We start from the raw sequence: 14,116 nt of genomic DNA on the forward strand, positions 1-14,116 counted from the left end.
GCGGACTGCAGCGCACACCAGGTCGGCCAGGAGTCTAACAGCGCGCCGGTGACGCGGTGAAATCGCAGCTCAGCGGGACAGGATAGTGCGGGCGTTCTCGGTATCGGCGCCCATCTGCGCGACGAGGTGCTCGACCTCGGCGAACTTCTCCTGCCCACGCAGGCGGGCCACGAAGTCGACCGCGACGTGCTGGCCGTACAGGTCGGCGGTGGTGTCCAGGACGAACGCCTCGACCGTGCGGGTGCGACCGGAGAACGTCGGGTTGGTGCCCACCGACACCGCGGCCTGGTAACGCTCCCCGGGGACGACGGTGCCGGTGATCGGGCCGTGGCCGAGCACGGTGAACCACGCCGCGTACACACCGTCGGCGGGAATCGCCGAGTACATCGGCGGCGCGACGTTGGCGGTCGGGTAGCCAAGCACCTTGCCGCGTCCATCGCCGCGCACCACCACGCCCTCGACGCGGTGCGGCCGGCCCAGCGCTTCGGCGGCGGCGACCACGTCACCGGCGTCCACGCAGGACCGGATGTAGGTCGAGGAGAAGGTGACGGACTCGTCCTGGTTCGTGTCGGCGACCTCCGAAACCAGCGTCATGCCCTCGACCGCGAAGCCGAACCGCTCACCGGCCTTGCGCAGCAGCGCGACGTTGCCCGCTGCCTTCTTGCCGAACGTGAAGTTCTCCCCCACCACGACCTCGACGACGTGCAGGCGCTCGACCAGCAGCTCGTGGATGTAGCGCTCGGGGGTCAGCTTCATGAAGTCCGAGGTGAACGGCACGACCAGGAACACGTCGATGCCCATCTCCTCGACCAACTCGGCGCGCCGCGTCAGCGTGGTGAGCTGGGCGGGATGGCTGCCGGGAAAGACCACCTCCATCGGGTGGGGGTCGAACGTCATCAGCACGGTCGGCACCCCGCGCGAGCGGCCGGCCTTCACAGCATGGTTGATCAGCTCCTGATGACCGCGGTGCACACCGTCGAACACGCCGATGGTGAGGACGCATCGGCCCCAATCGGTCGGGATCTCGTCCTGTCCCCGCCAGCGCTGCACGGGGCTAGCCTACGGCGCGAACACGGCCCGCCGCTTCGCTGGATGCCCAGATGAGGTGACCGTTGCCTAAACTTTGTCCTGTGAGTCCTGCCGGCGATGCGCGCGACCTGACGACGGTCGCCCAGGACTACCTGAAGGTCATCTGGACCGTGCAGGAGTGGTCGATGGAGAAGGTCAGCACCAAGCTGCTGGCCGAGAAGCTCGGCGTGTCGGCCAGTACGGCCTCCGAATCCATCCGCAAGCTGGCCGACCAGGGCCTGGTCAACCACGAGAAGTACGGCGCGGTGACGTTGACCGACGCCGGCCGGGCCGCCGCGCTGGCGATGGTGCGCAGACACCGGTTGATGGAGACCTTCCTGGTGCGCGAACTCGGCTACAGCTGGGACGAGGTGCACGAGGAGGCCGAGGTGCTCGAGCACGCGGTCTCGGATCGGATGCTGGACCGCATCGACGCCAAGTTGGGCCATCCGACGCGCGATCCGCACGGCGACCCGATTCCGGCCACCGACGGCCAGGTGCCGACCCCCGACGCGCGGCAGCTGTCGGTGTGCCGCGACGGCGACACCGGGGTCATCGCCCGCATCTCCGATGCCGATCCCGAGATGCTGCGCTACTTCGACAGCGTCGGCATCAGTTTGGATTCCCGCCTGCACGTGCTGGCCCGCCGTGACTTCGCCGGCATGATCTCGGTCGCCATCAAGTCCGCCGATGCCGGCGAGGACGACCCCGGCACCACCGTCGACCTGGGCAGCCCTGCCGCGGAAGCGATCTGGGTGGTCAGCTGAGCAGCGCGCGTCAGAGCGTGGCGGGCCGGATCACGACGACCGATTTCGTTCGCGTGCCGCGATCTTCGAGCAAGGCCACCACCCGGCCGTCGGAATCGGTTGCGGCATAGACGCCTTCGATCCCGGCAGGCGTCAGAGGTCGCCCGTGGCTGGCGCCGTCGGCCTCCTCGGCGGTCAGCACGCGCCGCGGGAAGGCCAGCAGGCACGCCTCGTCGAGCGAGTAGCTCAACCGGGGTTCGTCGGCCAGCTCCTCAAGCGTGCGGGCCTCCTCGAGTCCATACCGTCCCACGCGGGTGCGCCGCAGCGCCGTCAGATGCCCGCCGACACCCAGGGCGTCGCCGACGTCGCGGGCGAGCGCGCGGATATAGGTGCCGCTGGAGCAGTCGACCTCCACGTCGACATCGATGAGTGCGGAATGCCTGCGCACGGCCACGACGTCGAACCGGCCGATGCGTACCCGGCGCGCGGCCAGTTCGACGGTCTGTCCGTCCCGGGCCAATTTGTAGGCACGCTGGCCGCCGACCTTGATCGCGCTCACCGCCGACGGGATCTGGTCGATCTCGCCGCGCAGCGCTGACACCGCCTGCTCGATCTGGGTATCGGTGATATGCCTGGCCGACATCGTCTGCAGCAGCTCACCTTCGGCGTCCTCGGTCGACGTCGTCTGGCCCAGCCGGATGGTGGCCGCATACGCCTTGTCGGCCGCGGTGAGCAGGCCGAGGATCTTGGTGGCGCGCTCGATCCCGACGACCAGCACGCCGGTGGCCATCGGGTCCAGGGTGCCCGCGTGCCCGACCTTGCGGGTGCCGAAGAAACGTCGGCACCGGCCGACGATGTCGTGGCTCGTCATCCCGGCGGGTTTGTCGACGACGACCAGGCCTGGCCCTAATCTGCTCCTCGCGTGCGCGGCATCCGTCACAGCACGATCGCCGTCAACGCGATCCCGTCGCGTACCGACCAGCGACCACGCAACGTCTCCAAGGGCGGGCCGTGCTCGGCGGTCGGGTCGATCAGGACTCGCGACACGAACCCGCCCGCGGTGCCGCTGTCGTCGACGTCGAACACGATGTGGGCGTCCTCGAAGCCCAGCCAGCGCCGAGTGAGCGGGAACCAGGCCTTGTACGTCGCCTCCTTGGCGCAGAACAGGATTCGATCCCAATGCAGGCCCGGGGGTAACGCGCGCAGCTCGGTCCGTTCGACCGGCAGGCTGATGGCGTCGAGCACACCGTTGGGCAGTACCCCGTGGGGTTCGGCGTCGATGCCGACCGAGCGCACGCCTGCCCGAAGGCCCACCACCGCCCCGCGGTAGCCCTCACAGTGCGTCAGGCTGCCCACCACCCCGTCCGGCCAGCACGGTTCGCCCTTCTCCCCCTTCAGGATCGGCACCGGGCCGACCCCGAGTGCGTCGAGTGCCTGCCGCGCGCAGTGCCGCACGGTGATGAACTCGTTGCGGCGCTTGGGCACCGACCTGGCGATCAGCGCTTCCTCCTCGGGCATCGGCGCCAGATCCGGTGGGTCGCTGTACACCTCGGCCGCGGCCAGTGCATGTGTTGGGCCGGGCAGCACACCGGCCAGCAGCGCTGCGGCCGTGGTCACCGGTTAAGCCGTTCGGACACTCGCTGCTGCACCTTCTGAGCATGTTCGCGCATCTCCTGGGTGATCTCGAAGTGGCCGCCGAACTCGTTGAGGTAGCCGGGCGCGTACTTCGGATCGGGCAGGATCTGGCGCAGCCATCGATAGGGCCTGCGGCGCCGCCATTCCCGCGGATAGCCGACCGACACCTCCTCGAAGCGCACGCCGTCGTACCACGTGGTGCGCGGGATGTGCAGGTGCCCGTACACCGAGCAGATCGCGTTGTAGCGCGTGTGCCAGTCGGCGGTCGCGGTGGTCCCGCACCACAGCGAGAACTCCGGATAGAACATCGCTTCGCACGGTTCCCGCACCATCGGGAAGTGGTTGACCAACACCGTCGGCGTCATCCAGTCGAGATCCTCGAGCCGCTTACGGGTATAGGCGACGCGGTCGCGGCACCACGCGTCGCGGGTGGCATACGGTTCGGCCGAGAGCAGGAACTCGTCAGTGCCGACGATGTTGCGCTCCTTGGCGAGCGCGAGACCCTCGGCCTTGGTGGCCGTCCCCGCAGGCAGGAAGCTGTAGTCGTAGAGCAGGAACATCGGCACGATGGTGGCGGGGCCGCCTTCTTCGGTCCACACCGGGAACGGGTGCTCCGGGGTGATGATGCCCATCTCGTCGCACATGTTGACCAGGTAGTCGTAACGGGACTTGCCGAAGATCTGCATCGGATCGCGGTTGGTGGTCCACAGCTCATGGTTGCCCGGGATCCAGATCACCTTGGCGAATCGCTTGCGCAGCAGGTCGAGCGCCCACCGGATCTCGTCGGTGCGCTCAGCGACGTCGCCGGCGACGATCAGCCAGTCGTCGGGCGAGGCCGGATGCAGCGACTCGGTCACCGGCTTGTTGCCGGTGTGACCCGTGTGCAGGTCGCTGATCGCCCAGAGGATGGGCCGCCGGCCGTCGCGTGTCACAACCGACCAGCCTACTTAAGCGGCGGCGCGCGGCTCGCCCGGCAACTAGAACAGGTTCTCGTTTCCTCTCCAGCCCCCCGCCGGTGACCGCTACACTCCCCGCAGGGTCGGACCGACGAACAGGGGGCTTGATGCTCGCCAAGCTGCGCTTGGTCTCTGCGCTGTGCGCGTTGCTCGCGGCGGTGGTCGTGGGCTGGCACGCGACGCCGACCGGCGCCCCCCGGGTGGACGCCGACGACATCCCGATGACCAACGTCACCACCTCGATCAAGTGGCCCGTCATCGAGACCACCGATCCGTCGCCGTTCAACCCGTGCAAGCAGATCCCGCTCGACGCCGTCGCCGCCCTCGGGCTGGCGTTCACCCCACCGACCCCCGAGGATCAGCTGCGCTGCAAGTACGACGCAGGCAACTACCAGATGGCGGTCGAGGCGATCGTGTGGCGGACCTACGAGCAGACGCTGCCGCCGGACGCCGTCGAACTCGACATCGCCGGGCACCGCGCCGCGCAGTACTGGATCATGAAGCCGACGGACTGGAACAACCGCTGGTGGATCACCTGCATGATCGCGTTCGACACCGAGTACGGGGTGCTGCAGCAGTCGCTGTTCTACTCACCGATCTACTCCAATCCCGACCCCGACTGCATGCAGACCAACCTGCAGCGCGCTCACGAACTCGTGCCGTTGTACAAGTTCTAGCCTTCGATCCGGTCCATCGGGCTGGAGCGTTCGAGCATGCCGATCGCCTGTTCGCCGTCCCACCGGTAGCGGACCCCGGCCTGTTGCAGCGCGGGAAACGTCCAATTCGCCATCAGTGCCAGCTGATCGGCCGGGACCTCGCTGCGATCGGTGATGTCATGGGTCGACACCACCGTCTCGCCCTCGATCCGCACGGTGCCGCGGTCGGTGTCGAGCACCATGGACACGTCCTCGCCGCGGGGCCTCAGCCGGCGCAGCCACGGCGCCTCGACGACTCGGGCGGGCACCAGTTCGCCGTCACCGAAACACACATAGCCCTCGTTGTAGTTGGGCTCCCCGTCCGGGCGCGGCGGGTAGGCGATGTAACCGAACGCCCGGCCGCTGCCGAACAGCGCCGACTGCCAGCAATGGCCCCAGAACCCCTCGAGCTTGCGCACTCCCCGGCGCCGGATCCGCAACCCGCTGCCCGAGAACGACCGGTGCTCACCGGCGACCTCGACCGCTCCGGTGGCCCGGAACAGTTGCTCGTAGCGGGCGCCGCCCATCAGGTCGCCCACCACCGTCGTTCGCAACTGCTCGTCGGCGTCGGCGCGCATCGACCCCTGCACCCACGGCGGCACCGCCATCGTCGCCTCGACCTCGAACCGCACATCGACCAACGGACCGTCCTTGCGTCCCGCGGCCAGTGCCGCCGAGGAGGTCTGCACGGCCTGCCCATCGAAGGCCATGGTCCACACCGCGAAGGGCGCCACACACGCGAAGGCCAACGCGCCCGCGCCGAGCACCGTGGGTCTGCCGTCGGGTCCCTCGACCGGCTTGCTGGGGCCCTCTGTGCGCAGCCGGTACACCCGGCCGTCGGCGAAGGCGACGTTGACCTGAATGCCGTGCGTGTCCCAATTCGACGCGACGGCCTCGATGCCGATCCGCGGCAGGCCGAACTCACCGCGTTCGTCGAACACCCAGAAACTCACCGAGTCACGCATCTCTGGGTTGTCGGGCCTGCGCGCGAACATCAGCTCGCGGGCGGGGTCGATGCCGCCGGTCAGGTCGAGCTTCATGCGCTTCTGGCATACGTGTCGGTGTAGTCGGCGAACAACGGCCGAATCGCGTCGAAGTCCAGCCCGAAGGCCGCCGGTTCGGCTTTGGGGTGCGGCTCGCGGTGGTCGGCGTTGTCGGCCCACCAGGCCCGCATCCGTGCTTCGAACTCCTCGGTGACCGGTTCGCCCAGCCACGCGTACAGCCCCCTGACCTGCCCGATCGGATCGGCCTGCATGGCGCGGAAGTCGATGTCGTAGAAGCGGTCCTCGGCGCCGCCTGCGCGGAAGGCCATGGTGCGCCCGATACCGGTGGACCATTGAGCGACGTTCAGTTCCCCGAGATAGCGCCGGTCGAGGTGGTCGGTGAAGCCGCCGACGATGTCGGCGTAGACGTCGACCACCGACAACATCACGTCGGTGGGGTCGCGGTGTGTCATGACGAACCGGGCGTCCGGGAACGCGCGGTTCAGGTGCGGGAGCGACAGGACGTGCGCCGGGGACTTCAGCCGCCACGGTCGCGGCCGCTCGCCCCACTGCAGGAGCTTGAGCACGCGGCGCTCGTACAGATAGGTCGAGGTGAAATCGGCCTCCTCGCACAACCATTGGGAGTACGACGGGATCTGGGCGTAGGCCTGGAAGATCTGGGACTTGAAGTCCAGCGCCATCAGGTCCAGGCACTCCATCGGCCCGCGGATGTCGGTGGGCACATGGTGGCGACTGCCCACGACCAGCGGGCGCGCATCCGGCGGGACGCGGGGATCGTCGCCGGGCACGGTCGAAGGTGGCGGGCACGGCTGCGCCGACTCCCAGCTGCGCAGGTACCGCACGTCGGGGTCCTGTGCGAGCAGGAACGACAGCGCCGTCGACCCGGTGCGCGGCAGGCCCAGCCCGAACAGCGGCGCCGCGACGGTTTCGTCGCCGATCTCCGGATGCCTGCGGTACCAGTCCTCGACCTGCAGGCGCTGTGACAAGTGCAGTTCCAGGCGGCTGTAGACGAAACCCTCGCCGCGAGGGTTAAGCCGGGCCTCGTCGCGCAGCGCGCGGGTGAGGATCTCCAGACCTTCGCGGAACGCGTCGTCGCCGAAGTCGTCGAGACCGGTGCGTTCGACAGCGCGGGCCATCAGTTCAGTCGCTGACGCCACGCCGCACCTCCACCGCAATTGATGACAGTACACTGTCATCATTATGGGCGAGCCGTCAAGAGCGTCGAGGCGTCCCTACGACAACAGCGCCCGTCGGCGGAAGGCCGCCCAGACGCGCGACCGCATCGTGCGCGCAGGCAGCGAGTTGGTGCACGAGTTCGACAGCTGGGACTGGCGGGGACTGACGTTTCGCGCAGTGGCCGAACGCGCCGGCGTCGGCGAGCGAACCGTCTATCGGCACTTCCCCACCGAACGCCATCTGCACGCCGCGGTGATGCAGCGGCTCGAGACCGAGGCCGGAGTGTCCTACGAGGACGTGACACTCGACAATCTCGGCGCGGTCACGGCCCGGGTGTTCGCGTCGCTGCAGCGGTTCGCCGTCCGGGAGATGGTCCCGGCACCGAGCGACCCGGCGTTCGTCCGCTCCGACGAGCGCCGCCGCGAGGCACTGCTGCGCGCGGTGGCCCACGCGGCCCCGGCACTGCCGCAGGCACAGCGCCGCCGGGTGGCCGGCCTGCTCGACGTGCTGTGGAGCCCGGCCTCCTACGAACGGCTGGTCGGGGTGTGGGGAATCGAAGCCGACGCCGCCACTGCGACCATCGATTGGGCGATGACGGCGGTTGTCCAGGCGCTTGACCCCGACGGCGGATCGCCTGCGTAAATTCGACGGGGTGACCTCCGTCGACACTCAAGCCCGTCCACGATCCACGAAGTTCGCCGGACGCGCCCTGTCGCGCCTGCTGCGGCTGCCACCGCACAGGAACGACTTCGAGGTGCACAAGGTGTGCGTGCCCATGCGCGACGGGGTCGAGCTCAAGGCGGACCACTATGCCCCCCTGACGGACACGCCCGCGGGCACGCTGCTGGTCCGCTGCCCGTACGGTCGGCGCTTCCCGTTCGCGGCGCTGTACGCGAGTGTGTACGCCTCGCGCGGTTACCACGTCGTGTTCCAGAGCGTGCGTGGCACATTCGGCTCGGGTGGGGAGTTCCAGCCGATGGTCAACGAGATCGCCGACGGCGCCGACACCGTGGCATGGCTGCGCGAGCAGAACTGGTTCGCCGGGTCGTTCGCGACGATCGGGCTGTCGTATCTGGGCTTCACGCAGTGGGCCTTGCTGATGGACCCGCCGCCGGAGATGAAGGCGGCCGTGATCACCGTCGGCCCGCACGACGTCAGCGGCCCGCGATGGGGCACGGGCACCTTCGGCCTCAACGACTTCCTCGGCTGGAGCGATCTGGTGGCCCGCCAGGAGGAGCCCAGCCGGATTCGCGCACTGGTCGCACAGGTGCGGGCCCGCCGCGCCCTGGGCCGCGCGACCACCGGGCTGCCCGCGGGCGAGGCGGGCCGGAAGCTGCTCGGCACGGGTGCGCCGTGGTGGGAGTCCTGGCTCGAGCACCCGGAGGCCGACGATCCGTTCTGGACGTCGCTGAACATCTCCGAAGCGTTGGACCGCACCGAGATTCCGGTATTGCTCATCGGTGGTTGGCAGGATCTGTTTCTCGAGCAGACGCTCACCCAGTACCACCGGCTGGCCGCGCGCGGGGTGCCCGTCGGACTGACCATCGGCTCGTGGACGCACACCCACCTGATGACCAAGGCCGCGCCCACCGCGATCCGGGAGTCACTGGACTGGTTGGGCACCCATCTGAACGGGGACGTCGGGCGCCGGCGCCGTCCGGTGCGCGTCTTCGTCAACGGACACGGCTGGACGGAGCTGCCGCACTGGCCGCCGGAGATGCCCGAGCAGGTGCGCTATCTGCAGCCGGGCGGCCGGCTCGGGCAGGCGGTGCCGCCGGAGACGGCCCCGGCTGCAACCTTCACCTACAACCCGGCCAACCCGACGCCGACGGTGGGCGGCCGGCTGCTCTCGCCGGAGGGCGGCTACCGCAAGGACACCACGCTGGCCCAACGGGCCGACGTGCTGAGCTTCACCGCCGATCGACTGCCGAACGACCTCTACGTGGTCGGGTCGCCGGTGCTGGAGCTGTCACACTCCTGCGACAACCCGCACAACGACCTGTGGGTGCGCATCAGTGAGGTCGACGCCCGCGGCCGGTCCCGCAACGTCAGCGATGGTTACCTCGGCGGGGCGCCGGACTCCGGTCTGGTGCGGGTCGAGCTGGACGCCGTCGCGCACCGGTTCCGGGCCGGCTCACGGATCCGCGTGCTGGTGGCCGGCGGCTCGCATCCGCGGTTCGCCCGCAACCTGGGCACCGGCGAACCGCTCGGCACGGGCCGCAATGTGGCGTCGGCGACCCACAGCGTGCATCTCGGCGACGGTGTCTCGCGGCTGGTGCTGCCCGCGGGCCCGCGCCCGCCCTCAACCGACTGAGCGCCGCACCTCCTCGGCGACGTCACGCAGCTTGGCGTCATCGGTGACGGGCGGGCCCCATCGTGGGTCGACAGGCAGTTGCACCCAGCTGGTACAGCCCGCGTAGTCGGGAGTGCGTGCGATGCGCACCGGCTGTAGCAGCGGGCTGGTGCGCACGACCAGCGCGGTGAGCCGATGCCGGGCCGGAAGCCCAGCCGGTCGGTCTTCACCGACTCGTCGGTCCAGATGTGTTGGCGGGCAATGCCTTCGAGCCGGTCGGGCCGGGTGACTTCGATCGCCGCGACGACGTCGGCGCCGGCGCGGATCACCACGGCGTCCTCGGTGCTGTCACGCGCCGCAGCATCGAGCAGGTCGCGGTGTTCGGGGCGGACCCGCTCGGCATGGCTGTGCGCGACGGTGGGAAACAGCAGAAAACGCGACGCGCTGACGGCGAACCGCTTCTCACCGATGCCGCCCTTACGCAGCAACACGGTCTGCCTGCCGTCGAGCAGCGCGTGCACCGCCGCGCTCCACTCCTTGAGCGCGGGACGGGTCGGCGTCGCGGTTATGTCGCCGCCTTCGCCGCTATGCGGGCCCGCACCTCCGGCCTGCGCAGCGGCGGCACGGTCTTGGGCGGCTGACGCCGGGGCGGCAGCGTGGCCAACAGCCGCCGGGTGGCCGCAGTGACTTCGGCGACAGCGTCCTCGAAAGCGTCGGCGTTGGCCGCCGTCGGACGGGTGATGCCGCTGACCTTGCGGATGTACTGGCGGGCCGCGGCCTCGATTTCCTCGTCGGTGGCCGCCGGCTCCAGCCCGCGTAGCTCGGTGATGTTTCGGCACATGCGTCCACGATAGGTTCAACCGGTGACCGACACCTTGCTGATCGACACCCAGGACCGGGTACGGACGCTGACGCTGAACCGGCCGCAGTCGCGCAACGCGCTCTCGGCGGAGCTGCGCAGGCACTTCTACGCGGCACTGGGTGACGCGCAGGCCGACACCGAAGTCGACGTCGTGATCGTCACCGGAGCCGACCCGGTGTTCTGCGCGGGTCTGGATCTCAAAGAGCTCGGCGACACGACCGAGCTGCCGGACATCTCACCGAAGTGGCCGCCGATGACCAAGCCGGTGATCGGGGCGATCAACGGCGCGGCGGTCACCGGTGGCCTGGAGATCGCACTGTACTGCGACATCCTGATCGCCTCCGAGCGGGCGCGCTTCGCCGACACCCACGCCCGCGTCGGCCTGCTGCCGACCTGGGGACTCTCGGTGCGGCTGCCGCAGAAGGTCGGAGTCGGCATGGCCCGCCGTATGAGCCTGACCGGCGACTACCTGTCGGCCGAAGACGCGTTGCGCACCGGCCTGGTCACCGAGGTGGTGCCGCGCGACCAGCTGCTGGCGACCGCCCGGCGAGTCGCGTCCTCGATCGTCGGCAACAATCAGCGCGCGGTGCAGGCGCTGCTCGCGTCGTATCACCGCATCGACGAAGCGCAGACCAACGAGGGACTCTGGATCGAGGCCGCCTCGGCCCGCGAGTGGATGCGCAGCGCCAGCGGGGACGACATCGCCGCCAACCGCGAGGCCGTGCTCGAGCGGGGACGCTCCCAGGTGCGCTGAGTCACCGCGTCCGACCGCGAGCGCGCGCAAAGTGCTGAGTTTTCGCGGCGTGTCATGTGCAGACACGCACGCTCGCCGAAACTACGGGAGCTTGCGGCACGCATCAGGTGGTGCCGGGGATTAGCCAGCGTCCGGAGAAGGCGCGCCAGCCGACGAACGCCAGTCGCAGCACCATGAAGGTCGAAAGCCCGGCCCAGACGCCGAGCAACCCCCAGTCGAACAACAGCGACAACCAGATCAGCGGCAGGAAGCCGACCACGGCGCTGACCAGCGTCGCGTTGCGCATGAACGGCGCGTCCCCCGCGCCGAGCAGCACGCCGTCGAGCGCGAAAACGATTCCCGCGATCGGCAGTTGGGCCACCATGAACCACCACGGCACACCCATTGCGTCGAGTACCGCCCGATCGTCGGTGAAGATGGCCGGGAACACCGACGCGCCGAGCGCGAACACCACCGCCAGCACCGCCGCCGCCAGCGTCGAGAACACCGTGACCCGCCACGCCACCGTCTTGGCGTGGGCCACAAGCCCGGCACCGAGCGCCGCCCCGACCAGTGACTGCGCGGCGATGGCCAGCGAATCGAGCACCAGAGCAAGGAAGTTCCACAGCTGCAGCACCACCTGGTGCGCCGCGACGGCGGCTGCGCCGAAGCGGGCCGCGACGGCTCCGGCGGAGACGAAGCAAGCCTGGAAAGCCAGCGTGCGCAACACCAGGTCGCGGCCCATCACCACCTGCGCGCGCAGCACCGCCGGGACGACGCGCAGGGGCACCCGCTCGACCAACAACGCCCGGCAGAACAACAGCGCCGCCAACCACTGCCCCACGACGTTGGCGACCGCGGAGCCGGCCAGCTCCAGCCGTGGCATTCCCAACCAGCCGTACACCAGCAGCGGACAAAGCACCGCCGACACCGCGAAGCCGGAAACCACGTAACGCAACGGCCGCACCGTGTCCTGCACGCCGCGCATCCAGCCGTTGCCCGCCGCCGAGACCAGGATCGCCGGAACGCCGACGATGGCGATGCGTACCCACGGCAACGCCTCGTCGGCGATGTCACCGCCGTCGGAGGAACCCGCGAGGACCGACACCAACGGCACCGCGAAGGCTTGCACCGCAACGACGATCACGGCGCCCAGACCGAGCGCCAGCCAGGTCGCCTGCACCCCCTCGCCCACGGCTGCGGTTCGGTCGCCTGCGCCGAAGAAGCGGGCCGACCGCGCGGTGGTGCCATAGGACAGAAACGTCATCTGCGAGCTCAGCGTGGACAGGATCAACGCACCGATCGCCAACCCCGCCAATGCCAGAGCACCGAGGCGGCCCACGACCGCCAGGTCGAACAGCAGGTAAATCGGTTCGGCCGCGAGCACGCCCAGCGCAGGCAGTGCCAGGGCGGCGATCCGGCGCCCGGTGACCGGGATTTCCGGTGTCGGCCGCTCAACCAAGGGTGGTCAACAGCGCCTGCACCACGTCGTCGGCCGACCCGGTGGCCGAGTACCCGGCGGCCAGTCGGTGCCCGCCGCCGCCGAAGCCGCTGGCCACGGCGGAGATGTCGTAATTCTTGGCGCGCATCGACACCGACCAGTGCGACGGCTCGACCTCCTTGAGCACCGCGGCGACCTCGGCCTGCTGGGTCGTGCGGACGATGTCGACGATGCTCTCCACTTCCTCCGGCCGGGCGTTGGCCCACTCCTGGTGCGCCACAACGGCGTACACCAGACCGCGACCGCCGACCGCGTCGGGCAGCAGCTGCGCCGACCCCAGCACCCGCGAGAGCATCGGCAGCCAGGCGAACGGGTGCGTGTCGAGCAGTGCGCGGCTGATCTCGGCATTGTCGACGCCGAGTTCGACGAGGCGGGCGGCCAGCCGGTGCGCGCGGGGGGTAGCCCACCGGAACGAACCGGTGTCGGTGGTCAGACCGGCGTACAGGCAGTGCGCCACCCCGATGTCGATCGGCTTCTCCCACGCGTCGAGCAGGTCGGCCACCAGCATCGTGGTGGAATCGGCCGACGCGTCGACGTAGTTGGCGCTGCCGAACAGCTGATTGGAGGCGTGGTGGTCGATCACCAGGACCTCGCGGCCCGGCTCGGCGAGTTCGCGCAGCGCGCCCAGCCGGTTGATGCTCGGGATGTCGACGGTCACGACCAGGTCGGCGTCGCGTCGCACCTCGTCGGGGGCGACGAGCAGGTGACCACCCGGCAGCGACTGCAATGACTCCGGCAGTGTTGCCGGCGCGGCGAAGCTGACCTGCACCGTCGTGCCGGACTGATCGAGGATCAGCGCCAGCGCCAGACCGGCACCGATCGTGTCGGCGTCGGGATGCACGTGACACACCACGCTGACGACCTCGGCCGCTGCAAGCAGGTCCGCTGCTCCGCGCGCGTCGACGCGGAAGCCCGATTCGGGAACGTCAGTCGTCTTGTCGATCGCGGTCACGGCTGTCCTCGGAGTCGTCCGGCCCCACAGGAACCTCTTGGCCTTCTTCTCCCCCAGGGACACGGTACGGGTCGGCCTCGCCGGCGGGTTTGGCACCCTGCCGAACTCTCGCCAGGTCCTCGTCGGCGGCGCGCGCGCGAGCGAGTAGCTCCTCCATCCGGTGCGCGGAATCCGGCACGGTGTCGCGCTCGAACGACAACGTCGGGGTGAAACGCACGCCAAGGGCGGCGCCGACCTTCGACCGCAGCACGCCGTTGGCCGATTGCAGCGCGGCGGCCGCGCCGGCGTAGTCCGGCTCCTCGGCAAGCGAACTGCCGATCACCGTGTAGTACAGCGTGGCGTCGTGCAGATCGTTGGTGACCTTGGCGTCGGTGATCGTCACGCCTGCCAGTCGCGGATCCTTGATCTCGTACTCGATCGCCGAGGCGACGAGGGTGGAGATGCGTTTGGCCAGCCGGCGTGCCCGGGCCGGATCAGCCATGATGCTCCGCCCCT

Annotated in this window: 15 protein-coding genes and 1 pseudogene; 5 read left to right on the top strand and 11 right to left on the bottom strand. The window is 69.5% G+C overall.

Annotation, left to right across the window (positions count from 1 at the left end):
* Positions 1–69: 69 nt before the first annotated feature.
* A complete protein-coding gene (locus K3G64_RS23645; protein WP_238887821.1) occupies positions 70–1,050 on the bottom strand; it encodes a bifunctional riboflavin kinase/FAD synthetase in 981 nt (326 codons plus the stop codon).
* 80 nt (positions 1,051–1,130) lie between these two features.
* On the opposite strand from K3G64_RS23645, the gene mntR reads away from it, so the two are divergent.
* A complete protein-coding gene (mntR, locus tag K3G64_RS23650; RefSeq protein ID WP_255727856.1) occupies positions 1,131–1,835 on the top strand; it encodes a manganese-binding transcriptional regulator MntR in 705 nt (234 codons plus the stop codon).
* 10 nt (positions 1,836–1,845) lie between these two features.
* On the opposite strand, the gene truB is transcribed toward mntR, so the two are convergent.
* The 3 genes from truB to K3G64_RS23665 form a co-directional block, all read right to left on the bottom strand.
* The gene (truB, locus tag K3G64_RS23655; protein ID WP_238887822.1) at positions 1,846–2,685 is read right to left on the bottom strand and encodes a tRNA pseudouridine(55) synthase TruB; all 840 of its coding nucleotides are present in this window, start codon (positions 2,683–2,685) and stop codon (positions 1,846–1,848) included.
* Positions 2,686–2,750: 65 nt separating this feature from the next.
* Positions 2,751–3,431 carry a 4'-phosphopantetheinyl transferase PptT gene (pptT, locus tag K3G64_RS23660; RefSeq protein ID WP_238887824.1) on the bottom strand — a complete coding sequence of 227 codons (681 nt, stop codon included), beginning with the start codon at positions 3,429–3,431 and terminating at the stop codon, positions 2,751–2,753.
* Positions 3,428–4,381, bottom strand: a complete 954-nt coding sequence (locus K3G64_RS23665; RefSeq protein ID WP_238887826.1) for a metallophosphoesterase family protein — start codon at positions 4,379–4,381, stop codon at positions 3,428–3,430. The genes pptT and K3G64_RS23665 overlap by 4 nt, the downstream gene beginning before the upstream one ends.
* 131 nt (positions 4,382–4,512) lie before the next feature.
* Between K3G64_RS23665 and K3G64_RS23670 the strand changes: the two genes are divergently transcribed.
* Entirely contained in the window at positions 4,513–5,082 is a 570-nt protein-coding gene (locus K3G64_RS23670; RefSeq protein ID WP_238887828.1) for a DUF3558 domain-containing protein, read from the top strand.
* Here the strand turns inward: K3G64_RS23670 and K3G64_RS23675 are convergent.
* Both K3G64_RS23675 and K3G64_RS23680 read right to left on the bottom strand, forming a co-directional pair.
* Positions 5,079–6,140, bottom strand: coding sequence for a hypothetical protein (locus tag K3G64_RS23675; protein ID WP_238887829.1), 1,062 nt, complete (start codon positions 6,138–6,140; stop codon positions 5,079–5,081). The genes K3G64_RS23670 and K3G64_RS23675 overlap by 4 nt on opposite strands.
* Positions 6,137–7,261: a sulfotransferase family protein gene (locus tag K3G64_RS23680; protein WP_238887831.1), complete on the bottom strand. Its 1,125-nt coding sequence runs from the start codon at positions 7,259–7,261 to the stop codon at positions 6,137–6,139. The genes K3G64_RS23675 and K3G64_RS23680 overlap by 4 nt, the downstream gene beginning before the upstream one ends.
* Before the next feature lie 43 nt (positions 7,262–7,304).
* Here K3G64_RS23680 and K3G64_RS23685 point away from each other — a divergent pair, with 43 nt between their 5' ends.
* Together K3G64_RS23685 and K3G64_RS23690 are read left to right on the top strand one after the other, a co-directional pair.
* Positions 7,305–7,922 (top strand): TetR/AcrR family transcriptional regulator, encoded by a 618-nt coding sequence (locus K3G64_RS23685; protein WP_238887833.1) that lies wholly within the window; start codon positions 7,305–7,307, stop codon positions 7,920–7,922.
* 10 nt (positions 7,923–7,932) lie between these two features.
* On the top strand, positions 7,933–9,594 hold the full coding sequence (locus tag K3G64_RS23690) for a CocE/NonD family hydrolase (protein WP_238887835.1): 1,662 nt from the start codon (positions 7,933–7,935) through the stop codon (positions 9,592–9,594).
* Here K3G64_RS23690 and K3G64_RS23695 read toward each other — a convergent pair.
* A pseudogene (locus K3G64_RS23695) lies at positions 9,583–10,142 on the bottom strand (DUF1802 family protein). The gene K3G64_RS23690 and the pseudogene K3G64_RS23695 sit on opposite strands and share 12 nt — an antisense overlap.
* Positions 10,139–10,414 carry a DUF2277 domain-containing protein gene (locus K3G64_RS23700; RefSeq protein WP_238887843.1) on the bottom strand — a complete coding sequence of 92 codons (276 nt, stop codon included), beginning with the start codon at positions 10,412–10,414 and terminating at the stop codon, positions 10,139–10,141. Before K3G64_RS23700 ends, K3G64_RS23695 begins: the two are co-directional and overlap by 4 nt.
* A gap of 22 nt (positions 10,415–10,436) precedes the next feature.
* Between K3G64_RS23700 and K3G64_RS23705 the strand changes: the two genes are divergently transcribed.
* Positions 10,437–11,189 carry an enoyl-CoA hydratase gene (locus K3G64_RS23705; protein ID WP_238887845.1) on the top strand — a complete coding sequence of 251 codons (753 nt, stop codon included), beginning with the start codon at positions 10,437–10,439 and terminating at the stop codon, positions 11,187–11,189.
* A gap of 103 nt (positions 11,190–11,292) precedes the next feature.
* Here the strand turns inward: K3G64_RS23705 and K3G64_RS23710 are convergent, their stop codons facing one another.
* From K3G64_RS23710 to rbfA, 3 genes are read right to left on the bottom strand one after another with little or no spacing between them, the layout of a single operon-like run.
* Complete coding sequence (locus tag K3G64_RS23710) at positions 11,293–12,606, bottom strand: MATE family efflux transporter (protein WP_238950967.1); 1,314 nt, start codon at positions 12,604–12,606, stop codon at positions 11,293–11,295.
* Positions 12,607–12,622: 16 nt separating this feature from the next.
* A complete protein-coding gene (locus K3G64_RS23715) occupies positions 12,623–13,621 on the bottom strand; it encodes a DHH family phosphoesterase (RefSeq protein WP_238887846.1) in 999 nt (332 codons plus the stop codon).
* Positions 13,596–14,102, bottom strand: a complete 507-nt coding sequence (gene rbfA / locus K3G64_RS23720) for a 30S ribosome-binding factor RbfA (RefSeq protein ID WP_238887848.1) — start codon at positions 14,100–14,102, stop codon at positions 13,596–13,598. Before rbfA ends, K3G64_RS23715 begins: the two co-directional genes overlap by 26 nt.
* Positions 14,103–14,116 lie beyond the last annotated feature (14 nt).

Origin of the sequence: Mycobacterium sp. IDR2000157661 (assembly GCF_022317005.1) — a bacterium.
Taxonomy (GTDB): domain Bacteria; phylum Actinomycetota; class Actinomycetes; order Mycobacteriales; family Mycobacteriaceae; genus Mycobacterium.